Annotated in this window: 22 protein-coding genes; 13 read left to right on the forward strand and 9 right to left on the reverse strand. The window is 62.6% G+C overall.

The features are described from left to right. Positions 1-35 precede the first annotated feature (35 nt). The 6 genes from RBB29_RS02430 to RBB29_RS02455 all read right to left on the reverse strand — a co-directional run bounded on the left by RBB29_RS02430 (position 36) and on the right by RBB29_RS02455 (position 6772). Positions 36-1814 carry an acyl-CoA dehydrogenase C-terminal domain-containing protein gene (locus tag RBB29_RS02430; RefSeq protein ID WP_306116147.1) on the reverse strand — a complete coding sequence of 593 codons (1779 nt, stop codon included), beginning with the start codon at positions 1812-1814 and terminating at the stop codon, positions 36-38. Between the two features lie 36 nt (positions 1815-1850). Continuing rightward, a complete protein-coding gene (locus RBB29_RS02435) occupies positions 1851-2252 on the reverse strand; it encodes a MerR family DNA-binding transcriptional regulator (RefSeq protein WP_306116148.1) in 402 nt (133 codons plus the stop codon). Positions 2253-2469: 217 nt separating this feature from the next. Then, on the reverse strand, positions 2470-3792 hold the full coding sequence (gene glcF / locus RBB29_RS02440; RefSeq protein WP_306116149.1) for a glycolate oxidase subunit GlcF: 1323 nt from the start codon (positions 3790-3792) through the stop codon (positions 2470-2472). Further along, the gene (locus RBB29_RS02445) at positions 3789-4157 is read right to left on the reverse strand and encodes a hypothetical protein (RefSeq protein ID WP_306116150.1); all 369 of its coding nucleotides are present in this window, start codon (positions 4155-4157) and stop codon (positions 3789-3791) included. Before RBB29_RS02445 ends, glcF begins: the two co-directional genes overlap by 4 nt. Further along, positions 4154-5299: a glycolate oxidase subunit GlcE gene (gene glcE / locus RBB29_RS02450; protein WP_306116151.1), complete on the reverse strand. Its 1146-nt coding sequence runs from the start codon at positions 5297-5299 to the stop codon at positions 4154-4156. Before glcE ends, RBB29_RS02445 begins: the two co-directional genes overlap by 4 nt. Positions 5300-5332: 33 nt before the next feature. Next, positions 5333-6772 (reverse strand): FAD-linked oxidase C-terminal domain-containing protein, encoded by a 1440-nt coding sequence (locus RBB29_RS02455; RefSeq protein WP_306116152.1) that lies wholly within the window; start codon positions 6770-6772, stop codon positions 5333-5335. Between the two features lie 80 nt (positions 6773-6852). On the opposite strand from RBB29_RS02455, the gene RBB29_RS02460 reads away from it, so the two are divergent. From RBB29_RS02460 to RBB29_RS02520, 13 genes are all read left to right on the forward strand, one after another. Then, positions 6853-7572, forward strand: a complete 720-nt coding sequence (locus tag RBB29_RS02460; protein WP_306116153.1) for a DUF599 domain-containing protein — start codon at positions 6853-6855, stop codon at positions 7570-7572. 36 nt (positions 7573-7608) lie between these two features. After that, complete coding sequence (locus tag RBB29_RS02465; protein ID WP_306116154.1) at positions 7609-7968, forward strand: hypothetical protein; 360 nt, start codon at positions 7609-7611, stop codon at positions 7966-7968. 80 nt (positions 7969-8048) lie between these two features. Then, the gene (locus RBB29_RS02470) at positions 8049-9188 is read left to right on the forward strand and encodes a pyridoxal phosphate-dependent aminotransferase (protein WP_306116155.1); all 1140 of its coding nucleotides are present in this window, start codon (positions 8049-8051) and stop codon (positions 9186-9188) included. Between the two features lie 139 nt (positions 9189-9327). Continuing rightward, entirely contained in the window at positions 9328-10032 is a 705-nt protein-coding gene (locus RBB29_RS02475; protein WP_306116156.1) for a GntR family transcriptional regulator, read from the forward strand. Next, complete coding sequence (locus RBB29_RS02480) at positions 10022-10930, forward strand: dihydrodipicolinate synthase family protein (RefSeq protein WP_306116157.1); 909 nt, start codon at positions 10022-10024, stop codon at positions 10928-10930. Before RBB29_RS02475 ends, RBB29_RS02480 begins: the two co-directional genes overlap by 11 nt. Further along, positions 10927-12417, forward strand: a complete 1491-nt coding sequence (locus RBB29_RS02485; protein WP_306116158.1) for an aldehyde dehydrogenase — start codon at positions 10927-10929, stop codon at positions 12415-12417. Before RBB29_RS02480 ends, RBB29_RS02485 begins: the two co-directional genes overlap by 4 nt. Next, complete coding sequence (locus RBB29_RS02490) at positions 12414-13103, forward strand: hypothetical protein (protein ID WP_306116159.1); 690 nt, start codon at positions 12414-12416, stop codon at positions 13101-13103. The genes RBB29_RS02485 and RBB29_RS02490 overlap by 4 nt, the downstream gene beginning before the upstream one ends. Beyond that, positions 13100-14650, forward strand: coding sequence for a trimethylamine methyltransferase family protein (locus tag RBB29_RS02495; RefSeq protein ID WP_306116160.1), 1551 nt, complete (start codon positions 13100-13102; stop codon positions 14648-14650). Before RBB29_RS02490 ends, RBB29_RS02495 begins: the two co-directional genes overlap by 4 nt. Next, positions 14650-15756, forward strand: coding sequence for a mandelate racemase/muconate lactonizing enzyme family protein (locus RBB29_RS02500; RefSeq protein WP_306116161.1), 1107 nt, complete (start codon positions 14650-14652; stop codon positions 15754-15756). The genes RBB29_RS02495 and RBB29_RS02500 overlap by 1 nt, the downstream gene beginning before the upstream one ends. Positions 15757-15758: 2 nt before the next feature. After that, positions 15759-16949 carry a cytochrome P450 gene (locus RBB29_RS02505; protein WP_306116162.1) on the forward strand — a complete coding sequence of 397 codons (1191 nt, stop codon included), beginning with the start codon at positions 15759-15761 and terminating at the stop codon, positions 16947-16949. Beyond that, entirely contained in the window at positions 16946-17677 is a 732-nt protein-coding gene (locus RBB29_RS02510) for an SDR family NAD(P)-dependent oxidoreductase (protein WP_306116163.1), read from the forward strand. Before RBB29_RS02505 ends, RBB29_RS02510 begins: the two co-directional genes overlap by 4 nt. Beyond that, the gene (locus RBB29_RS02515) at positions 17674-18408 is read left to right on the forward strand and encodes an SDR family NAD(P)-dependent oxidoreductase (RefSeq protein WP_306116164.1); all 735 of its coding nucleotides are present in this window, start codon (positions 17674-17676) and stop codon (positions 18406-18408) included. The genes RBB29_RS02510 and RBB29_RS02515 overlap by 4 nt, the downstream gene beginning before the upstream one ends. Then, a complete protein-coding gene (locus RBB29_RS02520) occupies positions 18405-19736 on the forward strand; it encodes an FAD-binding oxidoreductase (protein WP_306116165.1) in 1332 nt (443 codons plus the stop codon). Before RBB29_RS02515 ends, RBB29_RS02520 begins: the two co-directional genes overlap by 4 nt. A gap of 17 nt (positions 19737-19753) precedes the next feature. Here the strand turns inward: RBB29_RS02520 and RBB29_RS02525 are convergent, their stop codons facing one another. From RBB29_RS02525 to RBB29_RS02535, 3 genes are all read right to left on the reverse strand, one after another. Next, complete coding sequence (locus RBB29_RS02525; protein WP_306116166.1) at positions 19754-20500, reverse strand: DUF4344 domain-containing metallopeptidase; 747 nt, start codon at positions 20498-20500, stop codon at positions 19754-19756. Between the two features lie 95 nt (positions 20501-20595). Continuing rightward, positions 20596-20982 (reverse strand): Cu(I)-responsive transcriptional regulator, encoded by a 387-nt coding sequence (gene cueR / locus RBB29_RS02530; RefSeq protein WP_306116167.1) that lies wholly within the window; start codon positions 20980-20982, stop codon positions 20596-20598. Between the two features lie 13 nt (positions 20983-20995). Next, complete coding sequence (locus RBB29_RS02535) at positions 20996-23425, reverse strand: heavy metal translocating P-type ATPase (RefSeq protein ID WP_306116212.1); 2430 nt, start codon at positions 23423-23425, stop codon at positions 20996-20998. Positions 23426-23438 lie beyond the last annotated feature (13 nt).

Consider the following 23438-nt stretch of genomic DNA (forward strand, 5'->3'; position numbering starts at 1 on the left):
CCTCTTTTGAACGGTGGGGATGTCCCCACCATTGCTTAAAACTGGTCTGCCTCCAATGCCATCACCGGATCGGCACCGGATTCGATGCGCTTGAGGTGCATCGCGGTGGCGGGCAGGCGGCGCGCCATGTAGTAGCGGCCGGTTGCCAGTTTGGTCTCGTAGAACGCCTTGTCCGATGCGCCGGCTTCGAGGGCCTCATGCGCGGCCTTGGCCATCTGCGCCCACATCAGACCGAGGCAGACATGACCGAAAAGGTGCATGAAATCATACGATCCGGACAGGGCGGCATTCGGGTTTTTCATGCCGTTCTGCATGAAATACATGCCCGATGCTTGCAGATGTTTCGACGCTTCCTTGAGCGGGTCGAGGAAATCGGCCTTGAGCGCCTCGTTGCCCTCATTGTCCTTGATGAAGGTCTTGACCAGGTCAAAGAAGGCCATGATCGGCTTGCCACCATCCGCGGCCAGTTTGCGGCCCACGAGGTCAAGCGCCTGCACGCCGTTGGCACCCTCGTAGATCATCGCGATCCGGGCGTCGCGGGTGAACTGCGACATGCCCCATTCCTCGATATAGCCGTGGCCGCCGTAGATCTGCTGCGCCTGCACGGTCATGTCATACCCTTCATCGGTCAGGAAACCCTTGATGACCGGCGTCAGAAGCGAGACCAGACCTTCGGCCGCTTCATCGTCCGCGCGATGCGACTGGTCGATCATCTTGGAGCCCCAGAGCAGGAAGGCGCGACCCGCTTCGACAAAGCTCTTCTGGTCCATCAGCGACCGGCGGATATCCGGGTGCACGATCAGCGGATCGGCGGGGCCTTCGGGGTTCTTCGCGCCGGTGACATCACGGCCTTGCAGGCGGTCCTTGGCATATTCAAGTGCGTTCTGGTAGGCGACCTCGGCCTGGGCCAGGCCCTGCATGCCCACGCCGATGCGGGCTTCGTTCATCATGGTGAACATGGCGCGCATGCCTTTGTGCTCTTCGCCCAGCAAATAACCGGTCGCCTCGTCATAGTTCATCACGCAGGTCGAGTTGCCGTGAATGCCCATCTTTTCTTCGATATTGCCGCAGGCCACGCCGTTGCGTGCGCCCAGGCTGCCGTCTTCGTTGACCATGAACTTGGGCACGATGAAGAGGCTGACACCCTTGATGCCTTCGGGGCCGCCGGGGATCTTGGCCAGGACCAAGTGGATGATGTTGTCGGCCATGTCATGCTCGCCGGCCGAGATGAAGATCTTCTGGCCCGTCACCTTGTAGCTGCCGTCGCCCTGAGGTTCGGCCTTGGTGCGCATGAGGCCCAGATCGGTGCCGCAATGCGGCTCGGTCAGGTTCATCGTCCCGGTCCATTCGCAGGACGTCATCTTGGGCAGGTAGGTGGCTTTCTGCTCCTCCGAACCATGCGCCAAGATGGCCGAGGCCGCGCCGTGGGTCAGGCCCTGATACATCGTAAACGCCTGGTTCGCCGCCGAGGAGGTTTCGCCCACGGCGGTGTACATGATGTACGGCATGTTCTGACCGCCGAATTCCTCGGGCAGGTCGATCCCGGGCCAGCCGCCTTCCTTGATCTGCTCGAAGGCGTCCTTGAAACCGGTCGGTGTCCGCACCACGCCGTTCTCCAGAACGCAGCCTTCGGTATCGCCCACCACGTTCAGCGGCGCGAGAACCTCGGAGGCCACTTTGCCCGCCTCTTCCAGGACCGCGCCGGTGAACTCGGCATCCAGCTCGGCATAGCCGGGGGTGCTGTCCTCGGACACTTTCAGCATGTCATGCAGAACGAATTGCAGATCTTTGATCGGGGCGGTGTAGCTGGGCATCTTGGTCTCTCCCTGGGGTCGTGGTTCGCGCGGGGCTTATTCCGCGGCTTTTTTCGAATGGCGGAGCGAGGCGAGCATCTGATCGCCCCATTTCATCTGGTCGCGCAGATCCTCAATGGCGACGGTCAGTTCGTCACGCTGCCGCTCCATGTCGGCAAGGCGTTCCTTGGCGATCTCATAGGCGCGCGACAATTGTGTGAATTGCTGATCGCCACGGTCGTAGAGATCGAGAAGCTGGCGGATTTCTTCGAGGCTGAACCCGAAACGCTTGCCGCGCAGGATCAGCTTGAGCCGCGCGCGGTCGCGACGGGTAAAGAGGCGCTTCTGACCCTCGCGGATCGGAAACAGCAGTTCCTTGGCTTCGTAGAATCGCAGCGTGCGGGGCGTCACCTCGAACTTGTCGCACATTGCGCGGATTGTCATCGTATCGTCGGTCATCGCATTGCCTATCTGGTCACACAGGATGAGGTCGATCTGTGCGCTTGAGCGATTCAATACAACAGGAAGATGTGTTGACGTAATAGGTACGCTACGTCACTTTTAAGTTGACGTAAGATCAAGTAAGGTAAACTTGTCGTTTGGGTAATTTTGTTATCACGTGGCTGGCCGCCGGGCGGGGTGGTCAGCGGTCGAACCGCGTCCCGGTCGCGTGACCTCAGCGCAGGATCGGCACCGCCGGTTTCGGTGCAGGGGCATCCGAGAGGGCGCGCGGTTCCGGCCCGCCCGTGGCCCAGTCCAGAAGTTCCACCGTGTGCAGGATCGGGACATCGGTGCCCGACCCGATCTGCATCATGCAGCCGATATTGCCCGCCGCAATCACGTCCGGCGATTTCGCTTCAAGCGTCCGGACCTTGCGCGCCTTGAGCTTCTGCGAAATCTCTGGCTGCATCAGGTTATAGGTCCCCGCCGACCCGCAGCAGAGGTGGCTGTCGGCAGGCTCAACAATGGTAAACCCGGCGCGTTTGAGCAGGTCTTTAGGGTAGGTCTTGATCTGCTGACCGTGCTGCAAGGAACAGGCCGCGTGATAGGCCACGACCATCTCTCTGTCATCGCTTTCGGGCAGGTCAAGCTGCATCAGGAGTTCCGAGACATCCATCGCAATCCCCGAAACGCGCGCGGCGTCCGCGGCCAGCGCCTCGTTGCGGAACATGTGGCCGTAATCCTTGACCGTCGTGCCGCAGCCGGAGGTGTTGATCACGATCGCATCGAGCCCTTTGCCGTCCATCTCGGCGGCCCAGGCGCGGATGTTCCTGGCGGCGGTCGCGTGGCTCTCAGATGTCTTGCCCATGTGATGCGTGAGCGCCCCGCAGCAGCCCGCGCCCTTGGCCACGACAACCTCGCACCCCAGGCGCGTGAGCAGGCGGATTGTGGCGTCGTTGATGTCGGTGTTGAGCGCCTTTTGCGCACATCCGGTCATCAGCGCCACGCGCTTGATCGGCGCGCCCTTGGCGGGAAAGGCCTGCGGGTCGTCATTGCGGCTGACCGGGGGGATGTGTTTCGGCGCCATCTCCAGCATCGCGCGCAGCCGTGCATCGGGCATCAGCCGCGCAAAGGGCCGCCCGATCTTGGCCCCGAGGAGCGCCAGCCGGAACCGCGTGGGGTAGGGCAGGATTTTGGACAGGATCCAGCGCAGGGCGCGATCATCCCAACGGCGGGTGTAATTCTGCTCGATATATTCGCGCGCGTGATCGACAAGGTGCATGTAATGTACGCCCGACGGGCAGGTCGTCATGCAGGCCAGGCAGGACAGGCAGCGGTCGATATGCTTGACGGTTTTCGCATCCGGTTTGCGCCCGGTCTCGAGCATCTCCTTGATGAGGTAGATGCGTCCCCGGGGGCTGTCGAGCTCATCGCCCAGGACCTGGTAGGTCGGGCAGGTGGCCGTGCAGAAGCCGCAATGCACGCAGGCGCGCAGGATCTCGTTCGAGCGGGCAAGACCGGGGTCCTGCAACTGATCGGGGGTAAACTCGGTTTTCATTCGGGGTCCATGATCTGTGCGGCGTAAAGCCCGAACCAGGGCAGGGTGGTCGCCATCGCCCCCAGGGCAAAGATGGTCTTGCGCGCGGTATGGGATTTCAATCGGTATTGCAGCGCCAGCGCGCAATAGGCCAACACGACGATCCACGAGAGCCAGCTTGCCACGATCACCGCGAGGCCGGGATAGGGGCTGGGCAAGAGCATCGGCACAAGCCAATGACCGATGGCAAAGGCCGCGACCATCAGCAGGATCGCGCAGGCCATCAGCGCCGCAATCCGGTGACGGCTGGGCGCGGGCCGGGCGAGACGCCAGAAAAGGATCGGCCCGACCACGAAAACCGCAAAGAAGGTCAGCGCAAGTTTCATGCGGCCTGCCCCATGAGGCCGGGGTTGAAGATGCCCTTGGGGTCGAACTTCTGTCGAAGTCCGGCGGACAGGGCTGCCACCGCAGAATTGAGCGGTTGGAAAACCTCGCGTGACTGGCCACGCACCAGCGTCGCATGCCCACCTTTGGCCGCAAGGGCCGCGCGAATCTGCGTCCCGGTGATGCCGGTTTCTTCGGGAACCAGCAGCCAGATCAGACCGCCGCCCCAATCATAAAGCGCCTGAACACCGGGCAGGGCGGCAACGATCCCCGGCGCATCGCCGGGCTTGACCGAGAGCCGCCAGACATCGCCTTGCGCCGTCTGGAAAGGCACCACGTCGCGGACATATTCCCACCCCGCCTTGGTGCGGGCGGGGTCCGTTTCCAGTGTGGCCGACCCGAATTCTGCCAACTGCTTTTGCAGTGCCTCGGCGCGGTAGGCGACGGAGTTCTCAAAGCCCTCCAGGCGGATCATCGTCACCGGCGCGCCGTCCACACCCCGCTGCAGATGCGCGGCCCCGGTTACCTCATAGGGCGAGCCAAGTGCCATGCTCAGTGCCTTTACAGCGTCCTCGTCGCTCAACCCTTCGAAAAGCAGGGTGCCGGTGGCATGGGAGGTCGGCAAAACCTTGAGTGACAGTTCCGTCAACACGCCAAGGGTGCCGTAGCTGCCCGCCATCAGTTTCACGAGGTCATAGCCGGTCACGTTCTTCATCACCCGGCCGCCGTTCTTGATGATCCGGCCCTGCCCATCGACGAAGCGCACGCCCAGCAGGTGATCGCGGCAGGCGCCCACTTGAATGCGGCGGGGGCCGGAGATGTTGGCGGCCACGACACCGCCGATGGTCGGCTCCCCCTCGGTCCCCAAAAGGCCGCGATGGTCCATCGGCTCGAACGCAAGGCGCTGCCCCTCGGCGTCGAGCACCTTTTCGACCTCGGCCACGGGTGTCCCCGCGCGCACGACCAGCGTCAGCGCACCGGGTTCATAAAGTTCGATGCCGCTCAGCCCGCTGGTGGATAAAATCGCGCCATTCGTCGGCCCGCCAATGGGGCGCGTGCCGCCGCCCTGCACCCGGAAGGGCGCCTCGGCCTCGGTAACGATCTGGGCCAGTTCGGCCTCGGTCTTTGGGGTGAATGCTGTCATCTTGTCAAAAGTCCTGATGCGGTGAAGGACCGCTTATTCTGCTGCAATCCGGCGGTCATCCGAGGCGTCCAACGGGAAGACCTTGGCCGGATTGAGCAGCCATTTCGGGTCGAACACGTCCTTCACCGCCATCTGGATATCCAGGTCATCCGGCGCGTATTGATCCGTCATGAGGTCGCGCTTTTCGATCCCCACGCCATGCTCGCCGGTGAGGCAGCCGCCGACCTCCACACAAAGCCGGAGGATATCCGCGCCAAACGCCTCACAAAGCTCCAGGTCACCGGGCTTGTTGGCATCAAAAAGGATCAAGGGGTGCATATTGCCATCGCCCGCGTGGAAAACATTGCCCACATCCAGGCCATATTCGCGGCTCATCTCGCCGATGCGTTTGAGGACGTAAGGCAGTTGGCTGACCGGGATCGTGCCATCGAGGCACATGTAATCATTGATCTGTCCCATCGCGCCAAAGGCGGATTTGCGGCCGAGCCAGATCTTGGCGCTTTCGTCCGCCGATTTGCTTTCGCGCAGCTCGACGGGGTTGTGGCTTTGGGCGATCCTGACGATGGTTTCCAACTGCTCGTCGATCTCCGCATCGCTGCCTTCGACCTCGACGATCAAAAGCGCCTCGCAATCCGGGTATCCTGCGCCCGCAAAGGCCTCGGTTGCGCGGATGCAGGGGCGGTCCATGAACTCGATCGCCACGGGCAGTACACCCGCCTTGATGATGTCGCTGACGCAGGCTCCGGCCACGACGATGTCGTCAAATCCAATAAGGACAGGCCGCGCGCCTTCGGGTTTGCGCAGAATCCTGAGCGTCGCCTCGGTCACCACGCCCAACTGCCCCTCGGAGCCGCAGATGAGCCCCAGAAGGTCATAGCCCTCGGCATCCAGATACGCGCCACCGAGTTCAACCACCTGCCCATCCATCAGCACCATGGTCACGCCCATCAGGTTGTTGGTGGTCACCCCGTATTTCAGGCAATGCGCGCCGCCGGAATTCATCGCGATGTTGCCCGCAATGGCGCAGGCAAGCTGACTGGATGGATCAGGGGCATAGAAAAAACCATCGGCCTCGACCGCGCCGGTCACGCTCAGGTTGGTGCGCCCCGATTGCACCCGGATGAACCGGTTGTCGTAATCGGTCTCCAACACCTCGTTTAGCCGCGCCACCCCGAGGATCACGCTATCCGCGGTCGGCAACGCCCCCCCGGCCAGCGACGTGCCCGAACCGCGCGGGACGACCGGCACATCCATCTCGTGGCAGATGCGCAGGGTATCGGACACTTCCTGCGTCGAGGCGGGCAAGACCGCCAGCAGGGGCGGGCATTTATACGCCGTGAGTGCATCGCATTCGTAAACGCGCGTCTCATTTGCGTCCGAGATGATGGCATCATCGGGCAAAACGGCCCTGAGGCGGTCGATCAACTCCGCCTTGCGGGCAATGATTTCCGGGTCTGGCAGCGGCATTTCCATGCGAAATCCTCCAATTGGTAATTTTTTATAACCAATTTATCCGTCTGGCAAGTCAAACCACGACAGGCTATGCGTGTCACATGGACCTGTTTGAGCGGCTTTCACACTTTACCACATTGGACCTGGCGGCGCTCTGCCTGCTTGTTCTCGGGTGGTGCGTGATCGGTTATCTCATTGAAAACGATTTCAAAAACATGAAATCGGTGACCACCCTGATGGCCGATTACCGGCGTGAATGGATGCGGCACATGGTAACCCGCGAGCCGCGCGTTTTTGACGCGCAGATCCTCGCCATGATCCGGCAGGGGACATCGTTTTTTGCCTCTGCGACCATGATTGCCATCGGCGGATGCCTCGCCCTTCTGGGCAATACCGACCGGTTGATGGGCATTGCGGAGGACCTGACGCTTGAGGGCGGGCCGAGCATTGTCTGGGAATTGAAGGTGCTGGTGATCCTCGGTTTCCTTGCCAATGCGTTCTTCAAATTCGTCTGGGCAAACCGCCTCTTTGGGTATTGCGCCGTGCTGATGGGGTCGGTGCCGAATGATCACAACGATCCGTTGACCGACGTGCGCGCGACAAAGGCCGCCGAAATCAACATCACCGGTGCGCGGAGCTTCAACCGGGGCCTGCGTTCGGTTTACTTCGGGCTGGCGGCCTGCGCCTGGCTTCTGGGGGCGGGGGCGTTGATCGTGGCGACGGTGATGACCTGCCTTGTCCTCTTCCGTCGTGAATTCGCGTCGCGCTCCAAGGAGATCCTCCTGCTCCCGGAAAATAACCCCGCTGACACACAGTCGTGACTCGAATTTCGCACGCTTCCAGGTAAGGTGGGGGTCATGAAGAAACTTTCCCTACTGCTCATCGCCTGCCTGGCCGCCGCACCCGTTCTGGCCGACGGTCCAGAGATCATCGATGTCAAGATCAAGAAGACCGGCATGGTCTGGCGGGTCGATGTGACGCTCGAACATCCCGATACCGGATGGGACCACTATGCCGACGGGTGGGAAGTGCTGGACGCCGAGGGCAACCGCTTGGCCTATCGCGAATTGCTGCACCCACATGTCAACGAGCAGCCCTTCACCCGGTCCCAGAGTGGCGTCGTCTTTCCCGATGGCACGCGCGAGGTCTTTATCCGGGCGCGGTGTAATGTCGACGGCTGGGCCGGGGAGAAAAAGCGCGTCGTTTTGAAACCCTGAAGTCGCGCACGGGGGGCTTCGCATCCGAGCAGTGATGCGGTATTCGGACCGTCCCTGCTCCTGCACCGAAGGTATCCACCATGTCCATGCTTCCCGATTTCCGACTGGAAACGCATTTCGCCAAATGGGAGTTCAAGGCGCGCTATCACCTGACAGCGTCGGATGCCGAGAGCATGTCGTTGCGGGACCTACTGGCGATGGCCACGCCGGAAGAGCGGGCCGAATTTGAGGAGATGTGGCTGGGCTATACCGAAACCTTCGGTGCGCCCGACTTGCGGCAGGTGATTGCCGACACCTACGCGGCGCAGTCGGCAGAGACGATCCTTTGTTTTGCCGGCGCAAGCGAGGGGATTTTTGCCGCCAACAATGTGCTCCTGGATCGTGACAGCCATGCCATTGTGGTGACGCCGAACTACCAGTCGCACGAGACCCTGCCGATTGCGATCTGCGAGGCGACAGGGGTGCCGCTTGACCCCGACGACGACTGGTCGCTCGATATCGACCGGATCGCCGATGCCATCCGGCCCAATACGAAGCTGGTCACGATCAATTTCCCGCATAACCCGACCGGGGCGATCCTGCCGCTCGACCGCTACACGGCGCTGATTGAGCTTTGCCGCAAACATGGCATCTACATCCTGCATGACGAGATTTTCAACGGGCTGGGGCCGTCCTTTACCGATCATCTGCCATTTATTGCGGATGTCTATGAACGTGGCTTGTCGCTTGGCGTGATGTCGAAATCCTATGGTCTGCCCGGTTTGCGCATCGGCTGGATTGCGTGTCAGGACAGGGCGGTCCTGTCGCAGATGGAGCGGCTGAAACATTACCTGTCGATCTGCAATTCCGGCCCAAGTGAGCGGCTGGCCAAGATCGCCCTGAACCACCGCGATGCGATCCTGGCGCGGAATTGCGCCATCGTGGATGAGAACCTGCCGAAATGGGATGCCTTCTTTGCACGCTACCCAGACCTGTTTGACTGGTCGCGCCCGGATGGCTCCTGCATGGGTTTTCCGCGGTACAAAGGCGCGGACGGGGTGGAGGCTTTTGCCAAGTCACTGGTCGAAGAGGCGGGTGTGCTTTTCCTGCCCAGCACGATCTATTCCTCCGAACTGGGGCCGACACCCACGGACCGGTTCCGCCTCGGCTTTGGCCGGACGGGCCTCGATGAAGGGCTGGCGGCGCTTGACGCGCATATCAGGAAGAACCGACAGGCCTGATCTCGGCAGCCCCCTGCACCCTGATTTTCTCCAACTGCCCAACATGGCCCGCCAAGGCGGAAAATCATGGCTGTCCATCCGAAAATTCTGGACTCTGTATCCGTAATGTATACAAAATGTATTCACGTGAGGAGATTCGATGCCCAAAGACAAGAAAACCGCCTGTCTCGAAGACCTGCGGATGCGCATTCTGAAGCAGGAGATCGCGCCCGGCAGTGACCTGGACGAGGTATCGCTGTGCGCGCAATACGGCATCTCCCGCACACCCATGCGCGAGATATTTCAACGGTTGAGCGGCGAGGGCTACGTGCGGATCGAACAGAACCGCGGGGCCAAGGTGGCCTCGATGGATCTGGGCGTGATGCGGATGTTCTTTCAGACCGCGCCGCTCATCTATGCCAATGTCGCCCGCCTGGCCGCAGAGAACCGGCGCAGCGATGAAATCCCGGTGCTCAAGGCGATCCAGGAGGATTTCCGGGCGGCGGTCACGTCGGGCGACACCGCCGGGGCCGCACTCCTGAACCACGCATTCCATGAGCAGATCGGTGTGATGTCGCATAACCCCTATCTGCGCGCCAGCCTAGGGCGGATGCTGATCGACCACACAAGGCTCAGCCAGACATTCTATCGCCCCACGTCGGCGGATGAGGAAAGCCGCGTCGCACAGGCGATTGAGCAGCACGACGCGATGATCGTCGCCATCGAGCGGCAGGAGCCCAGCATCGCGCTTGATCTGACCATCGACCATTGGAACCTGTCGCGCGATCGGCTGGAACGGTTCGTGTCGCCGGATCCACTGCCGCTCGATGTGATTGCAATGAAGGACCGAAAACATGCGCTTTGAAGGCATCTACACGCCCCTTGTGACGCCCTACCACGACGATTTCAGCGTCAACGAGGACGCGCTGGCCGATACGGTCGAGCTGCTGATTGGCGCCGGGGTGCATGGCATCATCGTCGCGGGCACGACCGGCGAATATTACGCGCAGAGTTTCGATGAACGTGTGTGGATGATGAAGCGTGTGCACAAGCTCATCAAGGGCCGCGTGCCGATGATCGCAGGCACCGGTGATATCCGGACCGAGAACAGCATTGAATATGCCAAGGCCGCTAAGAAGATCGGCGCCGACGCGCTCCTGATCGCGACGCCGCCCTATTCCTGCCCGACCGGCCGCGAGGTGGCGTTGCATTGCCTCGCCGTGGACCGCGCGGCAAACATGCCGGTGATGCTCTACAATTACCCGGGCCGGATGGCCGTGAACATGGACGAGGAAACGCTGGACCGGCTGGGCCGCTCGCCTAACTTCTGCGCGATCAAGGAAAGCTCGGGCGATATCAACCGGTTGCACATGCTGGCGCGGGATTATCCGCATATCGCGCTCAGTTGCGGGATGGACGATCAGGCGCTTGAATTCTTTGCCTGGGGCGCGCGGAGCTGGGTCTGCGCCGGGTCGAATTTCGCACCCGAGGCGCATATCGCGCTTTATCAGGCCTGTGTGGTCGAGGGCAATTTCACAAAGGGCCGCGCGATCATGTCGGCGATGCTGCCGCTGATGCGGGTGCTGGAGCAAGGCGGCAAGTTCGTCCAGTGCATCAAGCATGGGTTGACCATGCGGGGCATCCCGGCAGGCCCCCCGCGCAAACCGCTGCATCCGCTCAACAAGGACGACAAACGCGCGCTTGAGGAGGTCATCCGCACGATGAACACCCGCGTTGCCCAGATCACAGGAGAGGCCAAATGACTGACCTTCTGACCCGCGACGAATATGGCGCCATCGCCGCCGAGATCGACCTGCCCGCGACCCCGTTCATCGACGGCAGGTTCCAGAAGGGCGCGGGCCCGATGATGGAAACCATCAACCCGGCGACCGGCGACGTGCTGGCCAAAATCAGTACCGCCAACGCCAAGGATGTGGATTTCGCCGTCGGCAAGGCGCGCGAGGCGTTTGAGCAGGGGCATTGGTCGCATCTGCACCCTTCCGAGCGCAAGGATGTGCTCATTCGCATGTGCAAGCTCATCACCCGGCGGCGGCACGAATTGGCGGTGATGGAAAGCCTCGACAGCGGCAAGCCGATCAGGGATTGCGAAGAGATCGACATCCCCGAGGTGATCCACACGATCAAATGGCATGCCGAACTGGTCGACAAGATTTACGATCAGACTGGCCCATCCGGCGATGATGCGATTTCGATGATCGTGCGCGAACCCATCGGCGTTGTTGGTGTAGTGCTGCCCTGGAATTTCCCCATGCTTATGATGGCGTGGAAGATCGGTCCGGCGTTGGCTGCGGGCAATTCGGTGATCGTGAAACCGGCTGAGCAGACCTCGCTCACCGCGCTCCGGCTGGCCGAAATTGCTCATATGGCCGGTGTCCCGCGCGGGGTGCTGCAGGTCCTGCCGGGTGATGGCCCTTCGGTGGGTGAACCGCTCGGACTGCATATGGACGTCGATATGGTCAGCTTCACCGGCTCGACCGAGACCGGCAAACGCTTCCTGCGCTATGCGGCCGACAGCAACATGAAAGAGGTCACGTTGGAATGCGGTGGCAAGAACCCCTGTGTCGTGCTTGCGGATGCCGAGAACCTCGATCATGTGGCGGAACATGTGGTCAACGCCGCGTTCTGGAACATGGGCGAAAACTGCTCTGCCGCCTCGCGCGTCATTGTACACAAGGCAGTCAAGGAGCCGCTGATGGTGCGGATCGTGGCGCGCATCCGGGATTGGAAAACCGGTGATCCACTGGACCCGGCAAACCATCTTGGTGCGCTGATTGACGCCGATCATTGCAAGAAGGTCAGTGGCTATCTCAAGGGCAAAGCCGTGGTGGGCGGCAAAGCCAAGGGCAATTTCGTGCCGCCCACGGTTTACGAGGTGAAGCCCAACGACAAGAAGGCGCAGGACGAGATTTTTGGCCCCATCCTCAGCGTCATCGAAGTGGCCAGCACCGAAGAGGCGATCCAACTGGCCAATGACACCTCCTATGGCCTGGCAGCGAGCGTGTTCACCGCCAATACACGTCAAGCCATCCGCACCGCGCGTGAAATCAAGGCGGGCACTGTGACGGTCAACTGCTATGGCGAAGGAGACATCACCACGCCCTTCGGTGGGTTCAAGCAATCGGGTTTTGGCGGGCGCGACAACTCGATCCACGCCCATGACCAGTTCACCCAACTCAAAACCATCTGGATCGACCTGAGTGATCCCTCTGAAGGGGACAATGTGGGATGAAGTGGCCGTTCGGCGGATCCGGAAAGGTGCTGAGGAACGGTGAGCAGCAGGAAATGCGGATCACCAGTACAAGGGATGCGCCGCATTCGAAAGGCTGGTGGGAAGACACAAGCGCGCTGGTCTATGGCCTCAGCAAGGGAGATCGCTCAACCTATGTCGCGGCGGTCGAGCAGATGCGGAAAGGGAACACGGCTGCTTTGCTGACTGTCGAAAACACGGTCACCGACGAGCTATGGGCGCGGATGGTTCATCTGGGCTATACACAACCAGCGCCCGATCATGTCCCCGAACAGTTGAAAGACAAGGCAAGCGCCCATTCCGTCACGCCATACGGCAGCAGCGAAGGAATGCTGTTTCTTGGCGCGGCCATGGCGCAGATGAATGGTGACGGTGGATCCACAAAGGCCCGTGCCGCATTCGCGCGTGGTTTTTCCAAGCTGGACAGCCACCATCAGAATTGCCCGGCGGATCTGCTGCAGTACATGCGCGGCTTTCTGGCGCGCTCCGACAGCACGCTTGCGGCGGGCAAGGGCGCGGCAAGCGACCGGATTCTGGCGACCTACGCAAAGGCCGGTGCGGTAGAAAAGGGCGATGCGGGAAACTGGCGCGTGGTGCCAGCGGCCGTCTTTAACGCGCCGTTCTTGTTGGACATTTTTCTCTATGAACGAGGGTTGATCGAAACATGACTGTGGATGCTGTGGGAACCGTCCGTCGCGGACGTGGCGCGCGCAAGTCGGCGCGGCAGGCGCGGGATTTCACCATGTTGCCTGCGCTCAAGCGGGGCATTCCGTTGACCGAGCCGATGGATCAGGAACAGATCGAACGGATTGATGCGGCCTCGATGCATATCCTGGAGAATGTCGGCGTGCATTTCCGCGATGAGATTGCGCTGGAGGATTGGCGCAAGGCCGGGGCCAAGGTTGAGGGTGAGAATGTCTATCTGGATCGTGGCCTGGTGCGGGAGCTGATCGCCACCATCCCCGAGACCTTCACCTATCACGCGCGCAACCCGGCCAATAACCTGCCTTTTGGCCGTGACCATGCGATTTTCGTACCGATGACCGGCGCGCCTTACTTGCGCGATCTCGACGATCAACGCCGCAATCCGACGTTGGAGGATTTGGCGAATTTCCACAAGCTGAGCCATATGCTGCCCGCGCTGCACAGCTCGGCGCATCATATTGTCGAGCCTTACGATCACCCGATCAGTCAGCGCCACCTGCGCATCACTTATTCGTCGATGAAGCATTCCGACAAGACGTTCATGGGCATGACCACCAGCCCGAAGAACGCCGAAGACGTGATGGAGATGTGCGCGATCCTTTTCGGCGAAGAGTTCCTTGAAACGCATCCCGTCGTGACAGGCAATTGCAACGGCAACTCGCCGCTGGTCTGGGACGAAACCATGCTGGGCGCGATGCGGGCCTTCTGCAAACGCAATCAACCGGTGTTGTGCTCGCCCTTTGTGTTGGGCGGGGCCAACACGCCCGCATCCGTCGCGCCCACCGTGGCGCAGTTGAATGCCGAGGCGCTGAGCGCGCTGGCCTATACGCAGGTGATCCGCAAAGGGGCGCCCGCGATCTATGGGCATTACCTCAGCACGGTCAGCATGAAGTCCGGGGCCCCGATGGCAGGCACGCCGGAGATCAGCCTGATGAACCTGATGATCGGCCAGATGGCGCGGTTCTATGGCGTGCCCTGGCGGTCGTCGAACACGCTTGGTGGGGCCAAGACCTTCGACGCGCAGGCGGGCTATGAGAGTGCAACGACCTTGATGGCCCTGCAAATGGCCGGGACCAACTACATGTGGCACAGCGCCGGTTGGAACGAGGCCGGGATGCATTGTTCGATGGCAAAATTCGTGGTCGATGCGGAACAATGCGCAATGGCTTACCGCATGGCCGAAGGCATCCGCTGGGATGACTTTGACGAGGCGATTAAGGCCGTCGGTGATATCGGCCCCGGCGGGCATTACCTGGGTCACCCGCATACGCTGGAGAACTTCCAGCGGGCCTTCTTCATGCCCGAGCTCTTCGACAACAACTCGATCGAACAATGGCAGGCGGAAGGCGGCATCGAGGTGGGCGCGCGCGCTCTGGCCTATACGCGCGATCTGCTCAACTCCTACGAAGAACCCAAGCTGGACGACGGGATCAACGAGGCGCTGCTCGATTACATCGCGCGGCGCGAACGGGAAATCCCGGCGGCCGATGCATTGAACCAGGATCACTGATGCGCATCGCGAAAATACATATCTATGCTCACGACCTGCCGGTCAAGAATGGCCCCTACACGATGGCCAATGCGCAGGTATGGGCGTTGGACACGACACTGGTGCGGGTGGTCTCGGACACCGGGCTGGAAGGCTGGGGCGAGACCTGCCCGGTGGGTCCAACCTATGCCGAGGCTCATGCCAAGGGCGCCCGCGCGGCGCTCATGGAAATGGCGCCGGGGCTGATCGGGGCGGAGGTCGCGCCGCTGACGCTGCACCGGGCCATGAATGGGCTTTTGAACGGGCATAGTTACGCCAAGGCGGCGATGGATATCGCGGGTTTTGACCTGCTCGGCAAGGCCACGGGTCTGCGCGTCGCTGACCTTCTGGGCGGGGCCGCGACCGAGCGTGTGCCGTCCTACTATGCCACCGGGGTGGGCGAACCGGATGAAATCGCCAGGCTCGCGGCAGAGAAGGTGGCCGAGGGCTATCCCCGCCTGCAAATCAAGGTCGGTGGCCGTCCGGTCGAGGTCGATATCGCGGTCATCCGCAAGGTCTGGGAAACCGTTGGCGGCAAGGCGCGTCTGGCGGTCGATGGCAACCGGGGTTGGACCACCCGCGATGCGCTCCGGGTCAGCCGCGAATGCCCCGACATTCCCTTCATCATGGAACAACCCTGCAACACCGTGGAGGAGCTGCGCCAGATCCGTTCGCAGGTGCATCACGCGATCTACATGGATGAAAATTCGGTTGATCTGGGCACCGTGATAGCCGCCGCGGGGACCGGGCTGGTCGATGGGTTCGGCATGAAAGTGACCCGCATCGGCGGCCTGCAACCCATGACCACCTTCCGCGATATCTGCGAGGCGCGCAGCCTGCCACATACCTGCGATGACAGCTGGGGTGGGGATATCATCGCCGCCGCCTGCACCCATATCGGGGCGACGGTCAACCCGCGCCTGCTCGAAGGTGTCTGGCTGGCCGCGCCCTATATCGACGGAAATTACGATCCGAAGAATGGCATTCGGGTTGACGGTGGGCATATCACCATGCCGCAAGGGCCGGGCCTTGGCATTCTGCCCGATGCGGCGCAGTTTGGTGCGCCAGTTGCGTCCTTCGGAGGATAGGGGTGGCCGGGGCGTTGCCATATCTCGACCTCGCCGATCCGGAGTTTTCGACCCGGGGGGCCGAGGTGCTGGCGGCCCGTGACGCGGGCTGGTGCGCCGAGACGCCCTATGGGCTGGCGGTGCTGCGCTATCGTGAGGCGGGGCAGATCCTGCGCGACCGGCGGTTTCGGCAGGGCAGTCATAACTGGCCCGACACCGTGGGTATTTCCGGCCCCTTCGCCGGGTTCTGGCGCAATTCGGTCATCGGGCAGGAGGGCGAGGCACACGCCCGGTTGCGCGCGCTTGCGGTGCCCGCGCTGAGCGAGGACTATGTCAAGGGCCTCGCGCCCACCTTCCTGCAGATAGCACGCGACCTCTGCACCGACCTGCGCAAGACCGACCATACAGAGTTTCAATCGGCATTCAGCGATCCGTTCACCGGCGGCGTGATCGCAACGCTTCTTGGTCTGGATGATGAAGAATGGCCCGACGTGGCCCATGACGCCTCGGAACTGGGGCTGGCGATGGGGATCACGGCGCAGCGATACGAGGCGCGGTTCAACGCGGCATGCGAACGGCTTTTTGCGCTGGCCGAACGGTTGGTCGCACGGGTGCGGGCGGGGCAAGACAGCGAAAGTTACGTCGCCCGGATGGTCGCCGAATTCGACCGTAATGGCGATTGCACCACAGATGAGCTGCTTAACACCATCGTCATCTCGATTTTTGGCGGGGTCGACACGACGCGCGCCCTGTTGGGTCTTGGCCTGTCGCTTTTCATCGAGAACCCGGCGCAATGGCAGGCCCTGCGCCGCGACGCAAGCCTGATCCCCGCCGCGGTCGAGGAATTCATCCGTGCTCGACCCACGACCACCTGGGCTACGCGCGAAGCGGTCGAGGACGTGGAGATGGGCGGGATACGCATCGCGCACGGCACGGTGCTGCATCTTCTGGTGCATGCCTCGGCGCGTGATCCGGAAATATGTGATGATCCGCGATTTGATATCACCTTGTCGCGCAAACGGCATTTCGGTTTCGGCGGCGGGGCGCATCATTGCATCGGGCATTTCGTGGCGCGTACGGATCTTGCTGCGGCTTTGACCGCGCTGCGTGAGACCTTTGCGACGGTTTCCTATGATGGCACGCCCGAGTGGATGCCGGACAGCGGCAATACCGGGGCGATCCGGTTGCCGATCAGATACGAGGTAAGTGCATGAGATTTGAGGGTAAAACCGCTTTGGTGACGGGCGCTGCCGGCGGGATCGGCAAGGCGCTGGTGGCGGCGCTGAGGGCGGAAGGCGCGCGTGTCGCCGTGACGGACCGCGACACGTCGGCCATCGAGGCTGATCTGCATCTGGATGGCGACCTGCTCGACGGGGCGTTCTGTGATGCCTTGCCGGGGCGGGCCGCCGAAGGCCTCGGGGGGCTTGATATCCTGTGCAACAACGCGGGCGTCATCACCCGCGGCGATATCACCAAAGCGACGGATGCGGATTATGCGCTGACCATGGGCGTCAATGTCGAAGCGCCGTTCCGCCTCTGCCGGGCGGCGATCCCGATCATGGCCGGCGCAGGGGGCGGCGCGATCGTGAATACCTCCTCCTGCTGGGGCCTCAGTCCCGGCGCGGATCACCCGCTCTACATCATGTCCAAGGCGGCAGTGGCATCGCTGACGCAATGCCTGGCGCGCGACCACGCGGGGCAGGGCATCCGCGTCAATGCCGTCTGCCCGAACGAGGTCAACACCCCGATGCTGCGCACCGGCTTCGCGATCCGGGGGCTCGACCCGGATCAGGCGGTCGAGACGCTGAACGCCACGGTCCCGCTTGGCCGAATTGCCGAGCCCGAGGATATCGTCGATGTCATTACCTTCCTGGCCTCTGACGCCGCCCGTTACGTCTGCGGTGCGCTCGTTGAGGTCAATGGCGCGAAGCCGGTCGGATGAGCGGGCGTTTCGCGGATAAGGTGGCATTGGTCACCGGGGCGTCGAGCGGCATGGGAGAGGCCACGGCGCGGATGCTGGCCGATCAGGGAGCGCGGGTCTTCACGGCGCAACGGGGGGCGGCGGCGCATGAGACCGTCGCCGCGGATTTCGCCGATCCTGACGCGCCAAGACAGGTGATTGAGCATATCGAACGGGAAGCCGGGCAGCTTGATATCCTGATCAACAACGCCGGTGTGATGCGTGAAGGCACGGTCGAAGAAACCTCCGAGGCCGATTGGCATTTGCAGATGCAGGTCAACCTGACCGCGCCTTTCCTGCTGACGCGTCATGCCATGCCGCTGCTGAAAGACGGCGGTGGGGCGATCGTCAATGTCGGCTCGATCGAGGGGCTGGGATCGAACCCGCGCCACCCGGCCTATTGCGCCTCCAAGGCGGGGCTGCACGGGTTGACCCGCGCCGTGGCGGTCGATCACGGGCCCGAGGGCGTGCGGTGCAATGCGGTCGCACCGGGCTGGATCGACACGCCGCTCAATGTCGATTTCATCGAAAGCATGGGCGATCCCGACGCTTTCCGCGATCAGATTGGGGGCATCCACCCGGTCCGCCGCACCGGCACGCCCGAAGAGGTGGCAAAACTGATCTGCTGGCTGGCCTCGGATGAGGCGGGGTTTGTCACTGGTCAGATCTACACCATCGACGGCGGCCGCACCGCGCAATTGAGCCTGCCATGAAAGTGAAGCGCCTGCCTGTGGATACCGGGATCTCCGGCTGGAACGGTATCCTGCCGCCGCCGGATGCGCCCGAAGTGTTGCGCGATCAGGTCACAGCGGATTGGCTGGTGATCGGGGGTGGCTTTGCGGGTCTTTCCGCGGTGCGACGGCTGTCGCAACTGCATCCTGACGCGCGGATTGTTCTTCTGGAGGCCACGCGGATCGGCGAAGGCCCAACAGGGCGCAATACCGGGTTCATGATAGACCTGCCGCATCACCTGACCTCCGAGGGGTATGGCGGCCAGATGGCGCGTGATCGCAAGGATGCTACTGCCAACCGCGCCGCCATCGCCTTTGCCGCGGAAATGGCGGAGGAGTTCGGGTTGAGCCAAGAGGCATTTGACCGGCCCGGCAAGATCAACGCGGCGGCATCCGATCATGGCCACCGCCACAATCAGGACTACGCGCAGCACCTCGCGAATATGGGTGAGGCGCATGAAATGCTTGACGCCGCGCAGATGCGCGAGATCACCGGCACGTCCTATTATCAAAGCGGGTTGGTCACGCCGGGGGCGGGGCTTATCCAACCGGCGCTCTATGTGCGCAGCATCGCCCGGGGCCTGAAGTCGAACCGTGTGAGTATTTACGAAAACACCCCGGTGACGCATCTGAACCGGAATCGCGACTGGACCGCGCGGACGCCGGGAGGGTCGGTCACCGCACCCAAGGTCATCATGGCGGTGAATGGCCATGCCAACAGCTTCGGTCATTTCAAGGGCCGGTTGATGCACATCCATCTCTACGGCTCGATGACCCGCGCATTGACGCCTGATGAGGTCAAACGCCTTGGGGGCGACCGGCGTTGGGGCCTGACCCCGGCGGACCCGATGGGGTCGACGGTGCGGCGGATCTCCGGCACTGGCGGCGACCGGATCATCATGCGCAACCGGTTTTCTTACGATGCGTCGATGCAGGTCAGCGCGGCAAAGGTGGCGCGGATGGCGCGGACCCATGACAAGAGTTTCGCTGCCCGCTTTCCGATGCTCAAAGATGTCGAGATGGAGTATCGCTGGGGCGGGCGGCTTTGCCTCAGCCGCAATTCCGCGCCCGCGCTTGGCGAGGTCGATGAGGGGCTCTTTTCCGCCTGCTGTCAGAACGGGCTGGGCGTGGCCAAGGGCACGCTCCACGGCATGTTGATGGCCGATCTGGCCTCGGGTGAGCGGTCTGAACTGCTCAACGACGTGCTCGATCAACCGGCCCCGTCACGGCTGCCGCCGGAACCTTTTGCCTCGGTCGGGGCAAAGGCCCTATTGCGCTGGAGCGAGTTCAAAGCGGGCAGGGAAATCTGAAAATCGTCGGGCAGGCCTCAATCCACGGTTTGCCTGTCGAACAGATCTTGCAAGTGCGGGATGAATTCGGTGCAGAAGATGATCGAAATCTCTTCGGGGTCGTAGAACGCATTGGCCTCGCCGCAGCTTTCGACCCTGACCAGTAGTTCCTGCGGTAGTTTCATATCCCCGTTCAGCGCCGCGATCTCCGTTGTCAGAAGGTCGGTCAACATGCCTCCATCTGCGCCTGATCCGGTGTCGAGGCGCATCGGAACGCCGGTTTTGGCGGCGTCCATCTCATCAAAGATCATGCCCCAGCTTGCCGTGGCCTGATCGTATTCCTCCGGGCAGGTTTCGGCACGTTCGTCTGGCAGGCCCAGATCTGCCGCCAACTCTTCGCGTTCCTCGGGGTTGGCGCCGTAAAACAGGCAGACATGATTGTAAAACCGCTGCTCGTCCGGGCCGTGCAGATCCCAATAAGGGACTTCTTCGGTCTGCTCGGGATCGTTGATGTAGCCAAAGGCGCTGTCATAGGCGATGGCCTGGGCGGTCTCTTCCTCGTAGAGCCAGTCAATCAGCAGAACCGCCATGACATCGGCGGCATCCTCTTCCTGACCGAAGATCGGGACGTCCATAAGGTCGATCACCGCATGGCCAAGTTCGTGGTAGAAGATCGACAGGATATTTGCCTCGATGAACGCCGCCTTTTCTTCCGACGCGCGCGCGGGGGCGCAGAGGAGAACGGACAGTGCCAAGACGGCGGGCAGGTGAAAGAGGCGGCTCATTCGGGTCACATATGGCAGGTTGCGGTCCCCATGGTTGGTCGGGGAAAACGTCGTTGCGGTCAAGAGTGTTGGGCGAGCGGGGATACCCGGGCGCCCTATTGCGAGGCGAGGTCGCGCAGGATCGGGCAATCGGGGCGGCTGTCGCCCGCGCAGGCATGCACCAGATCGTTGAGCGTCGCCTGCATGGACCTGAGCTGCATGATCTTGTCCTCGATCTGCCGCAGGTGTTCCTGTGCCAGCCGCTTTACATCCGCGCTCGCCCGGGTTTCGTCCTCGTAGAGCTCCATCAGGGTGCGGCAGTCCTCGATTGAAAACCCAAGCGCCCGGGCGCGACCCAGGAAGGCCAGTTTGTGAATATCCGTATCCCGGAACACGCGGTAGCCATTGGTGTCCCGTAGCGGACGAATGAGGCCGATATCCTCGTAGTATCGAATGGTTTTGACGGGGATATCCGTCCGTTTCGCCGCATCGCCAATGTTCATCCTCAAGCTCCTTTCAACCGGCCTCAGCCGGGGTCATGTGGCGCAGGCGCAGCGCATTGCTCAGCACGAAAACCGACGAAAGCGCCATCGCACCCGCCGCAAGCATCGGCGACAAGAGCAGGCCGGTCAGCGGATAGAGAACCCCCGCCGCGACCGGCAGGAGGGCCACGTTATACGCGAATGCCCAGAACAGGTTCTGCCGGATGTTGCGCATGGTCCGGCGCGAAATGTCGCGCGCCCGCAAGACGCCGTTCAGGTCGCCGGACATCAGCACCACATCGGCCGCTTCGATGGCCACGTCGGTACCGCTGCCCACGGCCAGTCCGATGTCGGCCTCCGCCAGGGCGGGCGCGTCGTTGATGCCGTCGCCGACAAATCCCACGGGTCCGAACCGGTCGCGTAGGGCAGCGATTGCGGCCACCTTGCCGTCCGGCAAAACTTCGGCGGTGACGTGGTCGATGCCAAGCTCATCGGCGATGGCCCGGGCGGTGGGTGCGACATCGCCGGTCACCATCGCAACCTTCAGGCCACCCGCCTGCAACCCTTTGACGACGGCGCGGCTGGTGGGTTTGATCGGGTCCGAGATGCCCAGGACCGCGGCGAGCTGTCCGTCGATTGCCGCAAAGACCGGCGTCTGCGCCGCGCGGGCCATGTCGTCCGCTGCACCCATGAGCGCCGCGCAATCAATGCCTTCTTGCCGCATCAGGCGGGCCGTGCCGACGAGCACATCGCGCCCGGCCACCTGCGCGCGCAGGCCCGAGCCGCCGATAGCCGTGAAACCCGATACCGCAGGAAGCTCGTGCCCCTCCGCCGCCGCCTCTACCGCGCGGGCGAGCGGGTGTTCGGACTGTGTTTCCGCCGCGGCGATCAGGGGCAGGACCTCGTCGCGCTTCCACCCCTCCGCAAGGTCGATCCGCGTCACGCTAGGACGGCCTTCGGTCAACGTCCCGGTCTTGTCGAAGGCGATGGCCCGTAGGGCGTCCATGCCCTGCAACGCCTCGCCCTTGCGGAAAAGAACGCCCAGTTCGGCGGCGCGACCCGTCCCGACCATGATCGAGGTCGGGGTGGCCAGGCCCATGGCGCAGGGGCAGGCGATGATAAGCACCGACACGCCCGCGACGAGCGCATGGCTCAGCGCCGGTGCCGGGCCGACAAGGCTCCAGATCAGCACCGTCAACAGGGCCAGGGCGATGACGATAGGCACAAAGACCCGCACCACCCGATCGGCCAGTGCCTGGATCGGGAGTTTCGCCCCCTGCGCCCGTTCGACCATGGCGATGATCTGCGCCAGAACCGTGTCGCGGCCAACCCTTGTCGCCCGAAACCGCAACACACCATTGCCGTTGATCGTACCGCCGACGACCTCGTCACCGGCGGATTTGGCAACCGGCATCGGTTCTCCGGAGATCATGCTTTCGTCAACGAAAGAGCTGCCATCGGTCACTATGCCATCCACCGCAATCCGCTCGCCGGGGCGGACATGCACGATGTCATCCGGCACGACATGGTCGATGGCAATTTCGGTCGGCGTGCCATCACGCTCGACCCGCGCGGTTTTGGGTTGCAGTCCGATCAGGGTGCGGATGGCCGCGCCGGTCCGGCCACGGGCACGCGCCTCCAGCCACCGGCCCAGAAGGATCAGCGTAACGATCACCGCCGCCGCCTCGAAATAGACCGCGGCCGTGCCCTCCGGCAGAAGGGCGGGGGCAAAAAGTGCGACGGTCGAGAAGGACCAGGCCGCGCCAGTCCCAAGCGCCACGAGGCTGTTCATATCCGGCGCTGCGCGGATCAGGGCGGGCAGTCCCCGGGTGAAAAACGCCCGACCCGGCCAGATCAGGACAAGGGTGGTCAGGATGAATTGCAGCGTCCAGGCGTTGGTACGACCGATCATCGCATCAATGAGGTCGCCCATGCCGGGGATGAAGTGACGTCCCATCTCCATCACGAAAACGGGCAGTGTCATTGCCGCGGCGATCAGAAAGGCGCGTTTGGCAGGTTGAATTTCGTCCGTTTCGGTTTCCATCTCGGTTGGTACGGATGGATATCCCGCCTGCGTCAACCGTTGCGACAGGTCATGGCCGTCGGTCATGCCCGCCAGGTACCTGACCTCGGCACGGCGGCTCGCCAGGTTGACGTTGGCCGCGAGGACACCGGGAATGGTGGTAAGGACATCTTCGGCTTTGCCCACGCAACTGGCGCAGCTAAGGCCTTGGACGGTCAGGGAAACTGTGGCCTCACGCGCGGGATAGTTAGCGGCCTTGAGCGCCCCCGTCACGTCGCCAAGATCCGCCCCCGTCATCTCCATGCGCGCGGTTCCTGCGGCGAAATTGACGGCAACCCCCTGCACGCCCGGCAGGGCGGTCAACGCGCGCTCCGCCCGGCCCGCGCAACTGGCGCAGGACATGCCGTCGATTTCCAGGTTCACCGTGACAGGGTCCGCCATGGCCTCTCGATCC

Origin of the sequence: Roseovarius sp. MMSF_3359 (assembly GCF_030733385.1) — a bacterium.
Classification (GTDB): Bacteria; Pseudomonadota; Alphaproteobacteria; order Rhodobacterales; family Rhodobacteraceae; genus Roseovarius.